Below are 16,535 nucleotides of genomic sequence, written 5' to 3' on the forward strand. Positions count from 1 at the left end.
GGTCACTCGCCTCCGTGTTCCGATGTCACGGCGGTTCGCCACCAGATTCGCATGCGCCCCAACACCTCGCAATTCGACCAAATTGGTGATGGTGTGCACGCCTTTGGGTGGTATGGGTGTTTCATCTGGTTCGTTCCGATGGTGGCGGGGTAAGGCCAGGGGATGAACACACGCCTTCGTCTCGCCCAGCAACCCGAGGCGGACGCCCTGCTCGAGCGTGACCCACTGGCCCTGATGATCGGGATGCTGCTCGATCAGCAGGTGCCCATGGAGTGGGCGTTCTCCGGTCCGTACACCATCGCGGGGCGTCTGGGCAGGGACCGGCTGGACGCCCGGGAGATCGCCGCCCACGACCCCGAGCGGTTCGCCGCGCTGCTGTCGGAGAAGCCCGCCGTGCATCGCTACCCGGGCTCGATGGCCGGGCGCATCCAGCAGTTGTGCGGGTATCTGGCCGAGCACTACGACGGCGATCCGACCGCCATGTGGTGCGATGTCTCCTCCGGTGCGGAACTGCTCCGGCGGCTGAACGAACTGCCCGGTTTCGGCAAGCAGAAGGCGCAGATCTTCCTCGCGCTGCTGGGCAAGCGGCTCGGGGTGCGGCCCAAGGGCTGGCGCGAGGCCGCCGGGGCCTACGGCGAGGAGGGCGCGTATCGCTCGGTGGCCGACATCACCGGGCCCGAGTCGCTGGACAAGGTCCGCGCCCATAAGCAGGAGCTCAAGCGGCAGGCCAAGCAGGCCAAGGGCGGCGCGGGCTGAGCGGGGCTGCTCGTGTTCAGGCGGTGCCCAGCGCGTCCCGCAGGGTGTCCACGGCCAGGGTGAGCGCGGCCCGCGCCGCCCGTGTGTCGCGCAGCGCGTCGAGCATCAGGAAGTCATGGATGATCCCCTGCATCCGCAGGGCGGTGACCGGCACCCCGGCCGCCCGCAGCTTGGCCGCGTACGCCTCGCCCTCGTCGCGCAGCACATCCGCCTCGCCGGTGATGACGAGGGCGGGCGGCAGCCCGGTGAGCTGGTCGGGGGTGGCGCGCAGCGGGGATGCGGTGATCTCGGAGCGGTGCGCCGGGTCGGTCGTGTACTGGTCCCAGAACCACTTCATCGCCTCACGGGTGAGGAAGTAGCCCTCGGCGAACGCCTCGTAGGAGCCGGTGTCGAAGGCGGCGTTGGTCACCGGGTAGAAGAGCACCTGCCGCACCAGCGACAGATCGCCGCGCTCCTTGGCGAGCAGGGTGAGGGCGATGGCCATGTTGCCGCCCACCGAGTCCCCGGCCACCGCGATCCGGGAGGCGTCGAGCCCGGCCCCCTCGCCATGGGTCACGATCCACTGGCCCACGGCGTAGCTCTGCTCCAGCGCCACCGGGTAGTGGGCCTCGGGGGAGAGGTCGTACTCGGGGAAGACGACCGCGGCGCCCACTCGGACCGCCAGCTCCCGGACCAGCCGGTCATGGGTGTGGGCGTTGCCGAACACCCAGCCCGCGCCATGGATGTAGAGAATCACCGGAAGGGTGCCGACGGCCTTCGGAGGGCGGACGATCCGCGCCTTGACGCCGCCCGCCGGGATGCCGCCGACGCTGATCCACTCCTCGTCCACCTCCGGTTTGGGCACCTCGCCGGACTGCACCTCGTCGAGCGTGCGACGGCCCTCCGCGGGCGTCATCTGGTACGGATACGGCGGTTTGGCGGTGGCCTCGGCGAACGCCGCGGCGGCGGGTTCGAGGACGGGGCGGGCCGGAGCGGTGATGGACATCTGCTTCTCCTTTTCCGGTCCGATTCCGTCCGACGATCTCACCTCGGCCGCCGCGGCACCCACCGCTGTTACGCCACCCGGGCGTCCGTCGGGCCCGGGCGGCCCGGCGACGGCCTCACCTGATCGGGCCCGGGGCCGGTGATGGCTCGGGAACCGGGTCGGGGCCAGGCGGCTTGGGCACCGGATCGGGGGCCGGGCCCGGTGTGGGGCCGGGGGTGGGGTTCGGCGGCGGCTCGGGCGGAGGGGTGGGAATCGGGTCGGGCGGCGGCCCCGGGGGCGGTCCGGGCACGGGGCCCGGTGCGGGACCCGGTTCGGGGCCGCCCGGACCGGGCGACGGGGTCGGAGACGGCGGCCCGGGATCTCGCTGCGTCGGGTGGATGAGGGTCGGGTCGGTCTGCCGTGCCACGGTGTCCTCCAAAGCTCGTCGGCGGGTGGCCATGTCGTATCCGGGGCGGGTGCCCCGGTCCCCGGGGATGTACGCATGGACTCGGCGCCGAACGCGCGAGCGGCGGGGAAGGCGGGCGATAATTCCTCCGCCCGGCGGAAGCGGCGTCGCTAGCATCGCCGTCGTCATGCGACGTTTTCCTGATCCGGATCCCGGAAATCCAGACCATCGCTCACCTATATCCTATCTGTTATGGATTGCCGCTTATCAACGTAATGCCATATTCCTTGGCGCTCTCTATGGAATTGTCCATGTGCTGGCCCAGGCCCTGGTGCCCGCCGCCGTCGGCAAGGCCATCGACGCCGGGATCATCGCCCGTGACCAGCGGGCACTCCTGTGGTGGGGCGGTGCGGTGGTGGCCCTTGGGACGATTCAGGCCGCCGCCGGAATTCTGCGCGACCGCGCCGCCCTCACCACTCGGCTGGGCGCCGCCTATCGCACCGCACAACTCATCGCCCGCCAGGCCGCCCGGCTGGGGGCGACCTTGCCGAAACGGGTGGCCAAAGGCGAGATCGTGAATGCCGGAGTGGCCGATATCGGCCGTCTCGGGGAGGCGCTCGCCGAAACCGCCCGGGGCAGCGGTGCCATCGTCGCCATCGCCGTCGTGGCGGCCATCCTGCTGGGCACCTCCTGGCAGCTCGGCCTGGTGGTGCTGCTCGGGGTGCCGCTCATGGTGGGGACGGTGGCCCTGCTGATCCGTCCGCTGCACCGGCGCCAGCAGCGGCTGCGCGAACAGCAGGCCGAGCTGACCGGCCGCGCCGTGGACATCGTCGGCGGGCTGCGGGTGCTGCGCGGCATCGGCGGCGAGGAGGTCTTCGCCGACCGCTATCGCGCCGACTCCCAGCGGGTGCGCGCGGCGGGCGTGGAGGTGGCCCGGGTGGAGGCGCTGCTGGAGGGTGCCAAGGTGCTGCTGCCGGGGCTGCTGACCACCGTCGTCGTCTGGCTGGGCGCGCACTACGTGGCGAGCGGGCGGATGGGCCCGGGACAGCTCGTCGCCTTCTACGGCTACGCCGTCTTCCTGGTCGATCCGCTGCGCCGGCTCACCAACGCGGCCGGGCGGCTGACCCAGGGGCATGTGGCCGCCCGCCGTATCACGGCGTTTCTCGCGCTGCGGCCCGAGTTCGCGCTGGGGGCTGCCGCACCCGCTCCGTACGAGGGGCCGGACCGGGGGCCCGTCTCGTACGAGGGGCCGTACGAGGGGCCCGCTCCGTACGACGGACCCGCCCCGCTCGCCGATCCCGCCTCCGGGCTGATCGTGGCACCGGGCCGGTTCACCGCCGTGGCCTGCGCGTCCCCCGCCGACACCGCGGCCCTCGCCGCGCGGCTCGGCCGCTACACCGACTCCACCGTCACCCTCGGGGACACCCCGCTCGGCGATCTGCCCCCGGACGGGATACGCCGCCGCATCCTCGTCGCCGACAACGACGACCGCCTCTTCGCCGGTCCGCTCCGCGAGGAGCTGCGTGGCCGGGGGAGCGACACGGAGCTGGAGCGGGCCGTCGACGCCGCCTGTGCGCGGGACATCGCCGAGGCGCTCCCGGACGGGCTCGACGACCTCGTCGCCGAGTCCGGGCGCAACTTCTCCGGCGGCCAGCAGCAGCGGCTGCGCCTGGTGCGCGCGCTCATGGCCGACCCGGAGGTGCTGATCCTCGTCGAGCCCACCAGCGCCGTCGACGCCCACACCGAGGCCCGTATCGCGCGCGGGGTGAGCGAGCTGCGCGCAGGACGGACCACGCTGGTGTTCACCACCAGCCCCGTGGTGCTCGACCGGGCGGACCATGTCGTCTACGTGCAGAGCGCGAAGGCCGTCGCCCAGGGCTCGCACGGCGATCTGCTCGCCGATGTCCGCTACCGGTCCGTCGTGGCGCGGGAGGAGTCGGCATGAGCACCCACACCCCGCTGCCGGTCGCCCCGGCCGGCGACACCCGCGCCTACGCGCGGCGGCTGGCGCTGCGCCACCCGCGCGAACTCGCCGCCGTGCTCGTCCTGTACGCGCTCGCCGCGGGCTGCGGACTGGTGGGCCCCCGGCTGCTGGGCGACCTGGTGGAGGACACCCGTGACGGCGGCGGCGCCATCACCCGTACGACGCTGCTGATCTGCGCGTTCGTCATCGTCCAGGCGCTGCTGACCCATGCCGCGACGTACGCCTCGGCGCGGCTGGGCGAGAAGGTCCTGGCCGACTTGCGCGAGCGGTTCGTCGGCGATGTGCTCGCCCTGCCGCTCGCCACCGTCGAACGGGCGGGCGCGGGCGATCTGGTCACCCGCACCATCCGGGACGTGGAGGTGCTCGCGGGCTGTGTGCGCCGCGCGGTCCCCGCCACCATGACCGCCCTGGTCACCATCGCCGTCACCTTCGGCGCGCTGTTCGTGGTGGGCCCGCTGCTGGCCCTCCCCTGCCTGGTCGGGGTGCCGGTCCTGTGGGTCGCGGCCCGGTGGTTCTTCGGCCGGTCGCGCGAGGCGTTCCTGCGCCAGAGCGCGTCCTACGCGCGGATCACCGAGGGCCTCACCGAGACCGTCGAGGGGGCCCGTACCGTCGAGGCGCTGGGCCTGGCCGGGCGGCGCGCGGAGCGCACGGACCGCGACATCGCCGGGTCCTACGCGGCCGAGCGCCATACGATCGGGCTGCTCACGGTCTTTCTGCCGGTCATCGACACCGCCTATCTGCTGCCGGTGGCCGCGACCTTGGTGGTCGGCGGGCTCTTCGCGCTCCACGGCATGGTCTCGCTCGCCGCCGTCACCGCGGCCACCCTCTACGTCCAGCAGTTGCTGAGCCCGGTCGACACGGTGCTGTACTGCCTGGGCGACCTCCAGGCCGGCGCCGCCTCACTGGCCCGGCTGCGGGGCGTCCACCGCACCCCCGATCCCGGAGCCGACGCCCCCACAGCGGCCGCGCCCCGGCACCGGGGCCTGGCGCTGCGCGAGGTGCGCTACGCCTACCGGGACGGCCGGGATGTGCTGCGCGGGATCGACCTGGAGATCGAGCCGGGGGAGCGGCTGGCGGTCGTCGGGCCGTCGGGCGCGGGCAAGTCCACCCTCGGCCGCCTGCTCGCCGGGATCCACGCACCGCGCACCGGCTCGGTGACCGTCGGCGGGGTGCCGCTCACCGCGCTCTCCCCGGACCGGCTGCGGGGCCAGGTGGCCCTGGTGACCCAGGAGACGTATGTCTTCTCCGGAACGCTCCGGGAGAATCTGCTCATCGCCGGGCCCGAGGCCGCCGACGCCGAGCTGGAGCGGGTGCTGGACGTGGTCGGGGCCCGGGAGTGGGCCCTTGAGCTGGGGCTGGACGCACGGGTGGGGGCGGGTGGCGCGGCCCTGGCGCCGGACCGGGTGCAGCAACTGTCCCTCGCCCGGCTGGTGCTGGCCGATCCGCACACCCTGGTGCTGGACGAGGCCACCTCGCTGCTCGATCCGCGCGCGGCCCGCCGTCTGGAGCGCTCCCTCGCCGCCCTGCTCGAGGGGCGTACCGTCATCGCGATCGCCCACCGGCTGCACACCGCGCATGACGCGGACCGGGTGGCGGTGATGGAGGACGGGCGGATCAGCGAACTCGGCCCGCACCAGGAGCTCGTGGCGCGCGGGGGTGCGTATGCCGCGCTGTGGGAGTCATGGCACGGTCGTACGTGAGGGGTGCGGCCCACTGCCGGATGGTGGATCAGCGGGCGTCGCGGGGCGAGGGTCACTCGCCCCCGACGACCGTGACCTCGACCCCCTGGGCCCGTAGCGCCCGGATCTCGTGGGGGTCGGCGCCGTCGTCCGTCACCAGCGTCCAGCCGGGCGGCAGCCGCACCCAGGTGTGGAAGGGGCGGCGGCCGATCTTCGCGGAGTGCGCCAGTACGTACACCGCGTCCGCCCGGCGGGCCATCAGCTCCTTCAGCCGGGTCTGGCTCAGATCCGCCTCGCAGATGCCGTGTTCGGCCGTCACCCCGTCGGCGCCCAGGAACACCCGGTCGAAGGTCATGCGCTCCAGGGCCGCCTCGGCGAGTGGGCCGAGGAAGCTCTGGCTCAGCGGCCGGAGCGTACCGCCGAGGCATTCCACCCGTACGGTCTCCACATCGGCGAGCTCCTGAAGTGCGGTGAGCCCGGTGGTGGCCAACGTGAGCCCTTCGGCGGTGCGCAGCTCATGGGCGAGCGCGCCGACCGTCGAACCGGCGTCGAGCAGCACCGTCTCCCCGGCGCGGATCGTCGACGCCGCCCAGCGCGCGATGGCCCGCTTGGCCTCGAACGCCTCGCCGGTGCGCTGGCGCAGCGACGCCTCCGGGTGGGCGACCAGGGCCATCGCCCCGCCGTATGTCCGCGCCAGCCGCCCGTCCGCGGTGAGCTGGGCGAGGTCGCGGCGGATGGTGGAGGCGGTGACGCCGAAGGTGCGGGACAGCTCCTCCACGCTGGTCAGGCCCGTGGTCGTGGCGAGGTGGACGATCTGGTCGCGCCGGGCCCGCGCTCCGTTCGCCGGCATCTCTCTCGCGTCTCTCGCGTTCCTCAACGTGGGCTCGGCCTCGCGTTCCTGGGCAGGGGCTGGGCGTCAGCGGGCGGGACCGGCGTCAGTGGGCGGGGGACGGAGCCATCTCGGCGGCCTGCCGCAGCGCCTCGATCATGCTACCGGCGTCGGCCGTGCCCGTACCGGCGATGTCGAAGGCGGTGCCATGGTCGACGGAGGTGCGGATGACGGGCAGACCGACGGTCAGGTTGACCCCGGCCTCCAGACCCAGCACCTTGACCGGGCCGTGCCCCTGGTCGTGGTACATCGCCACGATCAGGTCGTAGTCACCTCGCCCGGCCAGGAAGAAGGCGGTGTCGGCGGGGAGCGGGCCGCGGGCGTCGATGCCGTCGGCGCGCAGTACCTCCAGCGCGGGCACGATCTTCTCCTCCTCCTCGCCGTAGCCGAACAGTCCGTTCTCCCCGGCGTGCGGATTGATCCCGCACACCCCGATCACCGGTTCGGGGGTCCCGGCGCGGACCATCGCCTCATGGCCGCGGCGCACGGTGCGCTCGACCAGACCCGGCTCGATCTTCCGTACCGCGTCGATGAGTCCGATGTGGGTGGTGACGTGAATGACCTTCACCGTGGGGGTGGCCAGCATCATCGACACCTCCTCGACGCCGGTGAGCTGGGCCAGCAATTCGGTGTGGCCGGGGAAGACATGGCCGCCCGCGTGCAGCGCCTCCTTGTTGAGCGGCGCGGTGCAGATGCCCTGCACCTCACCGTTCAGGGCGAGTTCGGCGGCGGTCCGTACGTACTGGTAGGCCGCGTCCCCGGCCAGCGGTGAGAGCGTGCCCCAGGGCAGCTCGGCGGGGAGCAGCCCGAGGTCGACGACGTTGATCCGGCCCGGGGTGAACGCCGCGTCGGCGGGCGCGTCCACGGTGACGACCTCGCACGCGATATCGCGCAGCCGGGCCGCTTGCCGCAGCCGCTCCGCGTCCCCGATGACCACCGGACGGCAACGCCGCAGGGTGTCCGGGTCGAGCAGCGCGGGGACGATCACCTCGGGTCCGATGCCGGCGCCGTCGCCCATGGTGACCGCGATGAGCGGAAGCGGGGCGGAATCGGCGTCCGCACCAGCGGCCCCGGTGGGGGCGAGGTTGGTGGAGGAGTTCATGAGGTGACCTTCCGTTCCATCGGGTGGGGGCGCAGCGCCTGAACGATGTGGCGCAGGGAGTCGGGATCGCCGAAGCTGCCCGGTCGGGTCACGACGGACCGCCCGTCGGGAGTCGAGAGATGAACGGCCCCGTGGTGCACCTGGCCGACCGGATCGAGCTCGGCCACGGCCAGGGCATCCAGCACCCGGCGTGCCGTCTCGCCGCCGGTCAGCACGAGGTCGACGGCGCCGTGATGCGCGGCGACGGCGTCGCGGATGACGCGAGCGAGCCCGAACACCAGCCGCCGACCGGACACGGACATGGACCCGGACCCGGGCCCGGGTCGCGCGCCCGCGTCGTCGGCGGGGCCCGCGCTCGGGCTTCCGCCCGGCCCCGCGTGGTCGGCCCCGCCGCCGGATGGTGGCGGGGTGGCGGGCCGGGAGCCGGGCGCTGGGATAGGTGGCGGGCCGGGCACGTCGGCGGGTGCGACGGCATCGTGCTCCGCGCGGGGGGACGGGACGGGCACCGCGCGGTCGGTTGTCGGCGCCGGGCCGGGGGCCACCGGCGAGGGGCTGGGCGAGGTGGCGAGCGAGACGACCGTGACCGGGGCGGTCAGCGGGGGCAGCCGCGGCGGGGGACCGTCCGACAGCAGCCCCGCGAGCGGGAGTTGGTGGTGGGTGGCCCCGTCCTCGACCAGACGCCGTATCTGTTCGGCGGCCGCGGGCTCGGCCGTGCCGACGACGACCAGCACGGGTCGGCCGGTGCCCGCCGAGGGCGCCGCGGTTCCGGCCGCCGACGAGTCGGCGGCCGCCGCCGGTGTGGTGGCGGGGCCGGACTGGGGCGCAGTGGTGACGGCGGCGCCCGGAGCCGGTGTGGTGGTGGGGGCGGCGCCGGCGTTCGCCGAGAGCACCGTGGGTCCGGCCGTCGACGCGGTTGTCCCTGCCGGTGTGGTGATGGCCGGGGCGTTGGCGGCGCCCGGAGCCGTGATGGGGGCGTTGTCGGCCGGGCTTGTGGTGGCGGGGGTGGCCGGGGCCGGGCCGGCGGTGTCGGCGGCCGGAGCCATGATGGGGCCGCTGTCGGCCGGGCTTGTGGTGGCGGGCGTAGCCGCGGTCGGGTTGGCGGTGTCGGCGGCCGGAGACCCGGTGGGGTCGGTGGTGGCCGGAGTCCCGGTGAGGTCGGTGACAGCCGGACCCGTGGTGGGCTTGGTGGTGGCGGGGCCGGCCGGGGGCGCAGTGGCCGTGTCCGGGGACGGAGCCGTGGTGGCGGTGGTGGTAGCCGGGACGGTGAGGGCCGGAGCCCCGGTGGGGTCGGGGGCGGTCGGACCCGTCTCCGCGGAGGTGGCCGGGGCCGTGGCGGTCGGAGTCGCCGACGCCGCGGTGGCCCGGGTGGCGGTCGGAGTCGTCGTGGCAGGAGGGGCGGTCGTCAGGTGGCGGCCCAGGGCCACGGCCAGGCCGCCTGAGCCGACCAGGCGTATCCGGGGGCCCTCGGCGAGCGATGCCTTGACCACCGCGTCGAGATCGGCGTCCGTCTCCGCGTCGCAGATCGCCACCCGTCCCGCCGCCACGGCCGCACGCAGCGCGGCCGACAGGGCAGGCGGGGACGCCCGTACGGTCGTCAGCGGGATCAGCGCGGTCGGCAGGCCGCCGAGTGCCTGGGACACCGAAGCGGGCGGAGGCACGGTTTCGGCGCGCCATGCGTCGCCCTCATGCAGCGCCACCCCGCCGATGTGGACCACCCCCGAGCGCACCACGCGCCCGGCGATCGGCAGTGCGGGCGCGAGCACCACACCCGCCCCGCCCTCGGCGAGCGCGGCGATCTCGGCGGCGACATTGCCCCGCAGCAGCGAGTCGATCTTCTTCAGTACGAGGGTTTCCCCGTCGGCCTCCCCGCCCGTGTCCCCGTCCGGCGAGGACAGCCGTAGCGCGTCGCGGACCGCCTCGGCCGCCTCTGTGGCGGGCCGGTAGCGGGAGTCGAGGTCCAGGACGGTCGCCTCGCCGGGATGGCGGGGGTCCAGGACGCTCACCCCACCCCCGCTCACCACCCCGGGCCTCCCCACAAGCACGACCCGGCTGCGCGTTGTGCGCGAGCAAAGGGCGGCCGCCACCTCCGCGGCGCCCGACAGGTCATCCGCGATGGCCAATAGCCTCCGGTTGGGTGTCATGTCCACCGGCACCTCCTCGAATGACCCTGACGGACGGAGCGATCCGATGGCGTGGACATCGGCTCCGTGGTGCCGATGATGGCATACGTTGCGCGAAGTGCGCGAGGAGTATTGCGTAAAGCGCGCAGCCATGTCACGGTGACCGCCGCGACACTTTGACCCGTACGGCCGTCATCCGGGCGCCGAGCGGGTCGAGCGATCCGGTCGCTCGCCTCAGGAACGCCGAGAGGTCAACGATGACCCGTATCCCCTTCGGTCCGGCCCTCAGCCGCCGGTCCGTGCTGCGCCTCGGAGCAGGCGCCTCAGCAGGTATCGCCCTCGCCCCGCTGACCGGGTGCGCGGGCCCCACCGGTGCCCCCGGGCCCGGCGCCATCAGCCTCGGGCTGAACCGCTCGCTGGTCAGCCTGGACAACAAGCTGAACCAGTTCGACGCGGCGGTCACGGTGCAGCGCGCGGTGCGCCAGGCGCTGACCCGGATCGGCAAGGGGCTCCGGCCCGAACTCGTACTCGCCGACCGCTTCGAGATGACCGGGCCCACCGCCTGGACGGTGCGGCTGCGCCAAGGAGCCCGCTACTCCGACGGAACGCCGGTCACCGTCAAGGACGTCTCGACCGCGCTCAGGATGTACGCGGGCGTCAACGGCTCGTTCATCGTCGGCCTCTTCCCCGAGATGCCCACCGTCGAGCCGGTCGACGAGCGCACCTTCCGGCTGCACACCAAGCGCCCGGTGCCCATCCTCGACCAGTTGATGGCCAACATCCTGATCAGCCCCGCCGCGCGGAACCGGCCCGAGGAGCTGTCCGGCGGGGTGGGCTCCGGCCCGTACGTGGTCAGCTCGGCCAACTCCGGCACCGGTGAGTACACCCTGGACGCCAACCCCCGGTACTGGGGGCGGCGCCCCACCGTGGACCGGGTGCGGGTGCGCTTCGTCCCCGAGGAGTCCAGCCGGGTCGTCGCCGTGCGCAGCGGTGAGCTGGATGTCATCGACACCATCACCCCCGACTCCGCCGAGCAGCTCAAGGGGCTGCCGGGGGTGCGTCTGGACCGCACCTCGGGCACCCGGGTCAATCAGCTCTTCTTCAACTTCCGCAAACCGCGCGGACATCCGCTGGCCGACGCCCGGGTGCGCGAGGCGCTCAGCTACGCCATCGACGGCGAGGCCCTGGTGCGCGATGTGCTCACCGGCTCCGCCCAGCAGGCCGAGGGCGTCATCCCGCTCGCCCTCAAGGGCTCGGTGCGCACCGGCCGTTACGTCCATGACCCCGGCCAGGCCCGTAAGCGCCTCGCCGCGCTGGGCGCGAGCGATCTCAAGGTGAAGATCATCTGGGAGTCCGGCGAGTTCCCCGCGGACACCTCGGTGATGGAGGCCGTGCTGGAGATGCTGCGCGCGGTCGGTGTCCGCGCCACCCTCCAGCAGTTCGAACCGGGCGGCGACATCCAGCAGTGGCGGCAGGGCCGCCGGGGCGACTGGGACGTCCTCGGCAACGGCTTCTCCGTTCCCACCGGCCACGCCTCCACCAGCCTCCAGGGCATGTACGGCGGCACCGCGGAGAAGGAGCGGACCCGGGACACCTACCAGGGCTATGTCTTTCCGCGGATCGCCGCCCGGCTGGCCGACGCCTCCGCCGAAACCGATGAGAAGACGCGGAACACCAAGCTCGCCGCCGTCCAGCGGCAGATCTGGGACACCCGCCCCTGCCTGTGGGCCTTCGTCCCCGATGTGGTGCTGGCCCGCCGCACCCGGGTGCGCGATGTGCGCCTTCTCCAGCTCAACTCCTACGATCTCGCCGCCGTGCGTCTGGAGGGCTGAGCCGTGACGCGCTATCTGATACGCCGCCTGGGCCAGAGCGTCCTGACCGTCTTCCTGACCCTCTCCACCGTCTTCGTCCTGGTCCGCATGGCCCCCGGCGACCCCGCCGCGGCCCTGGCCGGGCCCAACCCCTCAAGCGCCGACCTCGCCCGGATCCGGGAGCAGTTCGGCCTGGACCGCGGACTGCTCAGCCAGTACGGGCTCTTTCTGCGCGATCTGTTCACCGGCGACCTCGGCACCAGCTACTCCTTCCACGCGCCCGCCCTGGACGTGGTGCTCGACCGGGTGCCGTACACCATCACCCTCTCCCTCTCCGCGATCGCCCTCACCGCGCTGGTGGCCGTGCCGCTGGGCGTATGGATGGCCCGCCGCGCCGACACCAAGCGCGAGCTGGGCGCCAATGTGCTGACCATCGCCGGGCAGTCCATGCCGGACTTCTGGATCGGCGTGATGCTGCTGACCCTCTTCGCCGTGGCCGTACCGGTGCTGCCCGCCTCCGGCTTCACCACCTGGGGCGGGCTGGTGCTGCCCACCGTGACCGTGGCGATCCTCCAGATGGCGCTGATCTCCCGGCTGGTCCGCCGGGAGATGGTGGCGGCCCTCGCCGCGCCGTATGTCACCGTCGCCCGCTCCCGCGGGGTCTCGAACCGCGTACTGACCTGGCGCTACGCCATGGGCAACTCCGCCATCCCGGTGCTCACCGCGCTCGGCACCCGCTTCGCCGCCATGCTCAACGGCGTCGTGGTGGTCGAGGTGGTCTTCGGCTGGCCCGGGGTCGGCTCGCTGGTCGTCCGCGCCCTGGAGACCCGCGACTATCCGCTGATCCAGGCGACCGTCCTGGTCACCGCCGCCCTGGCGGTCCTCGTCCAACTCCTCATCGACCTGGCCTACCCGCTGCTCGACCCGCGGGTACGCCTGGGAAAGGCGGCCTGAGATGAAAGGCGCCCTCGAAACCCCCGCCGAACCCCCAGCCCCCGCGAAGTCCGGCCCCGCGCCCCGCCCCAGCGCGGTCACCGCCCGGGACCTGGCCCGCGCCACCGCCACCCGGCGCCGCCGCAGCGCGAGCCTCAAGCTGTGGGCGGGCGCGGTGTGCACCCTGCTGGTGGTGGTCCCCGTCGCCCTCGCCCAGGTGCTGCCGCTGCCCGGCGCGGGCGAGCAGGACCTCTCCCGGCGCCGGCTGGCCCCGCTGACCGACGGCCATCTCTTCGGCACCGACCAACTCGGCCGCGATGTGCTCTCGCGGGTGCTGCACGGCGGCCAGGTCTCGCTGTCGATCGGTGTGCTCGCCGTCGTCGTCTCCGGCCTCATCGGCATCGTCGCGGGCGCCGCCGCCGGGTACTACGGCCGCTGGGTGGACGCCGTCGTCTCCCGGCTGCTGGAGGCCCAGATGTCGCTGCCGCTGCTGATGATGCTGCTGCTCGTGGTGGCCCTCTTCGGCCCCTCCGTCACCGTCATCACCTGCGTCATCGCCATCGCCCAGTGGCCCGAGGTGGCCCGGCTGACCCGGTCGCTGGTGCTGGTCGAGCGGGAGAAGCCGTATGTGGCCGCCGCCCAGGTGCTGGGGCTGCCCCGGATCGCCATCCTGGCCCGTCACATCATCCCCAACATCGTCCGCCAGGCATCGCTCGTGGTCCTGCTGCTGCTCGCCCAGGCGGTGCTGCTGGAGAGCGCGCTGAGCTACCTCGGCGCGGGCCCCCAGCGGCCGTTCGCCACCTGGGGCCGGATCATCTCCGACGGCCAGGACTACATCACCACCTCCTGGTGGCTGGTGACCCTGCCCGGCCTCGTCATCGTGCTGCTGGTGGTCGGGGTCAACCTGCTGGGCGACGGACTGCGCGACCGTACCCGCCGACGTGCGACGGAGGGCTCCCGATGAGCGACACCAACGGCACCAACGGCGCCCGCGAGACCCCCGAGATCCACGACACCAACGGCCCCCGCGACACCGGCGCCCCGGGCCCCCTGGTGGAGGTCGAGGACCTCCAGATCGAGCTGATCACCGACCGCGGTGTGGTGCGCGCGGTCGACGGAGTCGGCTTCACCATCGGCCCCGGCGAGACGGTGACGATCATCGGCGAGTCCGGCTCCGGCAAGTCCACCACCGCGATGGGCCTGCTGCGGCTGCTGCCCGACGGGCTCGCCGTCCTCTCCGGGACGGCCCGGATCTTCGGCGCCGACGTCATCGCCGACGCCAAGGCCGCCGGGCGGATCCGCGGCCGCGGGGTCTCCCTGATCCCCCAGGACCCGATGACCGCGCTCAGCCCGGTGCACACCATCGGCCGCCAGCTCGGCGAGGCACTCCGGCTGCGCCATCCGGGAATGTCCCGCGCCGACGCCCGCGCCCAGGGCGTCGAACTGCTCGGCCGCGTACGGATCCCGCACCCCGAGACCCGCTGGGGCGCCTACCCCCACCAGTTCTCCGGCGGCATGCTCCAGCGTGTCCTCATCGCCATCGCGCTGGCCGCCGAGCCCCGGCTGCTGGTGGCCGACGAGCCGACCTCCGCGCTCGACGTCACCGTCCAGGCGGGCGTCCTCGATCTGCTGATGGAGCTCCAGGAGCGCACCGGCATCGGCATCCTGATGATCACCCACGATCTGGGCGTGGCCCGGCTGGTCTCCGACCGCATCCACGTCATGCGCGGCGGCCGGTTCGTGGAGTCGGGGCCGGTCGAACAGATCGTGGACCACCCCCGCGAGCGGTACACCCGCGATCTGCTCGCCGCCGTGCCCACCCTGGGCCCCTGGCACGAGACCCCCGCCGCCGCCGTCACCGAGGAGGCGCTGTGACCACACCCCTGCTGGCCGTCGAGGACCTGGTGGTCGAATACCCGGTCGCCGGCGGTGTCTTCCGCGCGGTGGACGGCGTCAGCTTCTCCGTCCCGCCCGGCGGGGCGCTCGGCGTCGTCGGCGAATCCGGCTGCGGCAAGTCCACCATCGCCCGCTCCCTGGTCCGGCTGCTGCGCCCCACCGAGGGCCGGATCCTCCTCGACGGAACGGATATCGCGGGCCTGCCCGAGCGGCGGCTGCGCCCGCTGCGCAAGCGGGTGCAGATGGTCTTCCAGGATCCGTACGGCTCGCTCGACCCGCATCTGACGGCCGAGGAGATCGTGGCCGAGCCGCTGCGGCTGAACGGCATGCGCTCGCGCGCCGAACGCGCCCGCCGCGCCGCCGTCCTCATCGACCAGGTGGGGCTGGACTCCGGTGCGCTCCAGCGGCGCCCGGCCGAGTTCTCCGGCGGCCAGCGCCAGCGGATCGGCATCGCCCGCGCCCTGGCCAGCGGCCCCGAGCTGCTGGTGTGCGACGAGGCCACCTCCGCGCTCGACGTCTCCGTACAGGCCCAGGTGCTCCAGTTGCTGCGGGAACTCCAGGCCGAACAGGGGCTCGCCTACATCGTCATCTCCCACAACCTCGGAGTGGTCCGCGAGATCAGCTCCGAGGTGGTGGTGATGCGCGCCGGGAGGATCATCGAGTCCGGGCCGACCGGCAGGGTGCTCTCCGCGCCCGCCGACCCGTACACCAGGGCGCTGCGGCGGGCGGCGCTCGACCCGACGACCATGCGGGGACGTAAACCGCGCGCCCTCGTGTCCGCGATCGCGACCGACCACGAACCAGGAGCAACGCAGTGAACGCGCATCCGCAGCCCCACACCACCACCCAGGCGTCGCCCGGCGGGGTCGCCCTGCCGGGGATCCCGGTGCCGCTCTCGCGGCTGGTGCTGGGCACCATGACCTTCGGCGACACGGTGGACCGCGCGGGCGCCGCCGCGATGCTGGACACCGCCCTTGACGCCGGGGTGACCGGGGTGGACACCGCCAACGCCTACGCGGGCGGCACCACCGAGACCATCCTGGCCGAGCTGCTCCCCGGCCGCCGCGACCGGATCGTGCTCGCCACCAAGGCCGGTATGCCGCACCCCGACACCGGCGACCACTCACCGCTGTCCGCGCGCGGCATGCGCGCGGCCCTCGAAGGCAGCCTGCGCCGCCTGGGCACGGACCATGTCGACCTGTTCTATCTGCACCAGCCCGACCGCTCCACACCGCTGGAGGAGACGCTGGGCACGGTCGCCGAGTTCGTCGCCGAGGGCAAGATCCGGGCGCTCGGCGTCTCCAACTACGCCGCCTGGCAGATCGCCGAGCTCACCCACACCGCCGACCGGGTCGGCGCACCGCGCCCGGTGGTGGCCCAGCAGCTCTACAACCTGCTGGCGCGGCGGATCGAGGAGGAGTACCGGGAGTACGCGGCCACCAGCGGACTGCGCACCATGGTCTACAACCCGCTCGGTGGCGGGCTGCTGACGGGCCGTCACACCTTCGCGGAGCAGCCGGAGTCGGGCCGCTTCGGCGACTCCCGGGTGGCCGCCATGTACCGGCAGCGCTACTGGGACGCCGGGCTCTTCGAGGCCGTACGGACCCTGTCCGGGATCGCCGGGGAGGCGGGCATCCCGCTCGTCGACCTCTCCCTGCGCTGGCTGCTCGGCCGGGACGGGGTGGACGCGCTGCTGCTCGGCGGCTCCCGCGTGGAACACCTGAGCGCCAATCTGGCCGCAGCGACCGCGGGCCCCCTTCCGGCGGATGTGACGGCGGCGTGCGACGAGGTGGGCGCCCAACTGCGGGGGCCGATGCCCGCGTACAACCGGTAGGCCCGTGGCTTTCCCCCACCCCGGCCCTTCCCACAGCATCCATATGCGGCTCCGCCGCGTGGCAGGGGCTCCGCCCCTGGACCCCGAACGCCCTTCGGGCGGGTCCTTCCGGACCGGGGTTCCGGAGGCGCATCGGGCCGCGCGGCCCGGTCTCCCGGTGC

Annotated in this window: 13 protein-coding genes; 9 read left to right on the top strand and 4 right to left on the bottom strand. The window is 73.5% G+C overall.

What is annotated here, in order from left to right; translation table 11 throughout:
* Nucleotides 1–162: 162 nt before the first annotated feature.
* A complete protein-coding gene (locus tag ACK1X7_RS41625; RefSeq protein ID WP_413116482.1) occupies nucleotides 163–756 on the top strand; it encodes an HhH-GPD-type base excision DNA repair protein in 594 nt (197 codons plus the stop codon).
* A gap of 16 nt (nucleotides 757–772) precedes the next feature.
* Here the strand turns inward: ACK1X7_RS41625 and ACK1X7_RS41630 are convergent, their stop codons facing one another.
* The gene (locus ACK1X7_RS41630) at nucleotides 773–1,741 is read right to left on the bottom strand and encodes an alpha/beta hydrolase (protein WP_390794080.1); all 969 of its coding nucleotides are present in this window, start codon (nucleotides 1,739–1,741) and stop codon (nucleotides 773–775) included.
* 572 nt (nucleotides 1,742–2,313) lie between these two features.
* On the opposite strand from ACK1X7_RS41630, the gene ACK1X7_RS41635 reads away from it, so the two are divergent.
* Nucleotides 2,314–4,071, top strand: a complete 1,758-nt coding sequence (locus ACK1X7_RS41635) for an ABC transporter ATP-binding protein (RefSeq protein ID WP_413116483.1) — start codon at nucleotides 2,314–2,316, stop codon at nucleotides 4,069–4,071.
* On the top strand, nucleotides 4,068–5,810 hold the full coding sequence (locus tag ACK1X7_RS41640; protein ID WP_385155667.1) for an ABC transporter ATP-binding protein: 1,743 nt from the start codon (nucleotides 4,068–4,070) through the stop codon (nucleotides 5,808–5,810). The genes ACK1X7_RS41635 and ACK1X7_RS41640 overlap by 4 nt, the downstream gene beginning before the upstream one ends.
* Nucleotides 5,811–5,862: 52 nt before the next feature.
* On the opposite strand, the gene ACK1X7_RS41645 is transcribed toward ACK1X7_RS41640, so the two are convergent.
* The 3 genes from ACK1X7_RS41645 to ACK1X7_RS41655 form a co-directional block, all read right to left on the bottom strand.
* Nucleotides 5,863–6,639, bottom strand: coding sequence for a DeoR/GlpR family DNA-binding transcription regulator (locus ACK1X7_RS41645; protein ID WP_413116484.1), 777 nt, complete (start codon nucleotides 6,637–6,639; stop codon nucleotides 5,863–5,865).
* An 85-nt stretch (nucleotides 6,640–6,724) separates the two neighbouring features.
* On the bottom strand, nucleotides 6,725–7,780 hold the full coding sequence (gene pdxA, locus ACK1X7_RS41650; RefSeq protein WP_390794083.1) for a 4-hydroxythreonine-4-phosphate dehydrogenase PdxA: 1,056 nt from the start codon (nucleotides 7,778–7,780) through the stop codon (nucleotides 6,725–6,727).
* A complete protein-coding gene (locus ACK1X7_RS41655) occupies nucleotides 7,777–10,053 on the bottom strand; it encodes a four-carbon acid sugar kinase family protein (protein WP_413116485.1) in 2,277 nt (758 codons plus the stop codon). Before ACK1X7_RS41655 ends, pdxA begins: the two co-directional genes overlap by 4 nt.
* Nucleotides 10,054–10,157: 104 nt before the next feature.
* Here ACK1X7_RS41655 and ACK1X7_RS41660 point away from each other — a divergent pair, with 104 nt between their 5' ends.
* The 6 genes from ACK1X7_RS41660 to ACK1X7_RS41685 are packed head-to-tail and all read left to right on the top strand — an operon-like array spanning nucleotide 10,158 to nucleotide 16,374.
* The gene (locus ACK1X7_RS41660; RefSeq protein WP_385153552.1) at nucleotides 10,158–11,732 is read left to right on the top strand and encodes an ABC transporter substrate-binding protein; all 1,575 of its coding nucleotides are present in this window, start codon (nucleotides 10,158–10,160) and stop codon (nucleotides 11,730–11,732) included.
* Nucleotides 11,733–11,735: 3 nt separating this feature from the next.
* Nucleotides 11,736–12,665, top strand: coding sequence for an ABC transporter permease (locus ACK1X7_RS41665; RefSeq protein WP_014056758.1), 930 nt, complete (start codon nucleotides 11,736–11,738; stop codon nucleotides 12,663–12,665).
* A gap of 1 nt (nucleotide 12,666) precedes the next feature.
* Entirely contained in the window at nucleotides 12,667–13,608 is a 942-nt protein-coding gene (locus ACK1X7_RS41670; RefSeq protein ID WP_361506588.1) for an ABC transporter permease, read from the top strand.
* Nucleotides 13,605–14,519: an ABC transporter ATP-binding protein gene (locus tag ACK1X7_RS41675; protein WP_385153549.1), complete on the top strand. Its 915-nt coding sequence runs from the start codon at nucleotides 13,605–13,607 to the stop codon at nucleotides 14,517–14,519. The genes ACK1X7_RS41670 and ACK1X7_RS41675 overlap by 4 nt, the downstream gene beginning before the upstream one ends.
* Nucleotides 14,516–15,358, top strand: coding sequence for an ATP-binding cassette domain-containing protein (locus tag ACK1X7_RS41680; RefSeq protein ID WP_385153546.1), 843 nt, complete (start codon nucleotides 14,516–14,518; stop codon nucleotides 15,356–15,358). The genes ACK1X7_RS41675 and ACK1X7_RS41680 overlap by 4 nt, the downstream gene beginning before the upstream one ends.
* Nucleotides 15,355–16,374 carry an aldo/keto reductase gene (locus tag ACK1X7_RS41685; RefSeq protein ID WP_390794085.1) on the top strand — a complete coding sequence of 340 codons (1,020 nt, stop codon included), beginning with the start codon at nucleotides 15,355–15,357 and terminating at the stop codon, nucleotides 16,372–16,374. Before ACK1X7_RS41680 ends, ACK1X7_RS41685 begins: the two co-directional genes overlap by 4 nt.
* Nucleotides 16,375–16,535 lie beyond the last annotated feature (161 nt).

The organism is Streptomyces sp. CY-1, assembly GCF_047218265.1.
GTDB lineage: Bacteria > Actinomycetota > Actinomycetes > Streptomycetales > Streptomycetaceae > Streptomyces > Streptomyces niphimycinicus.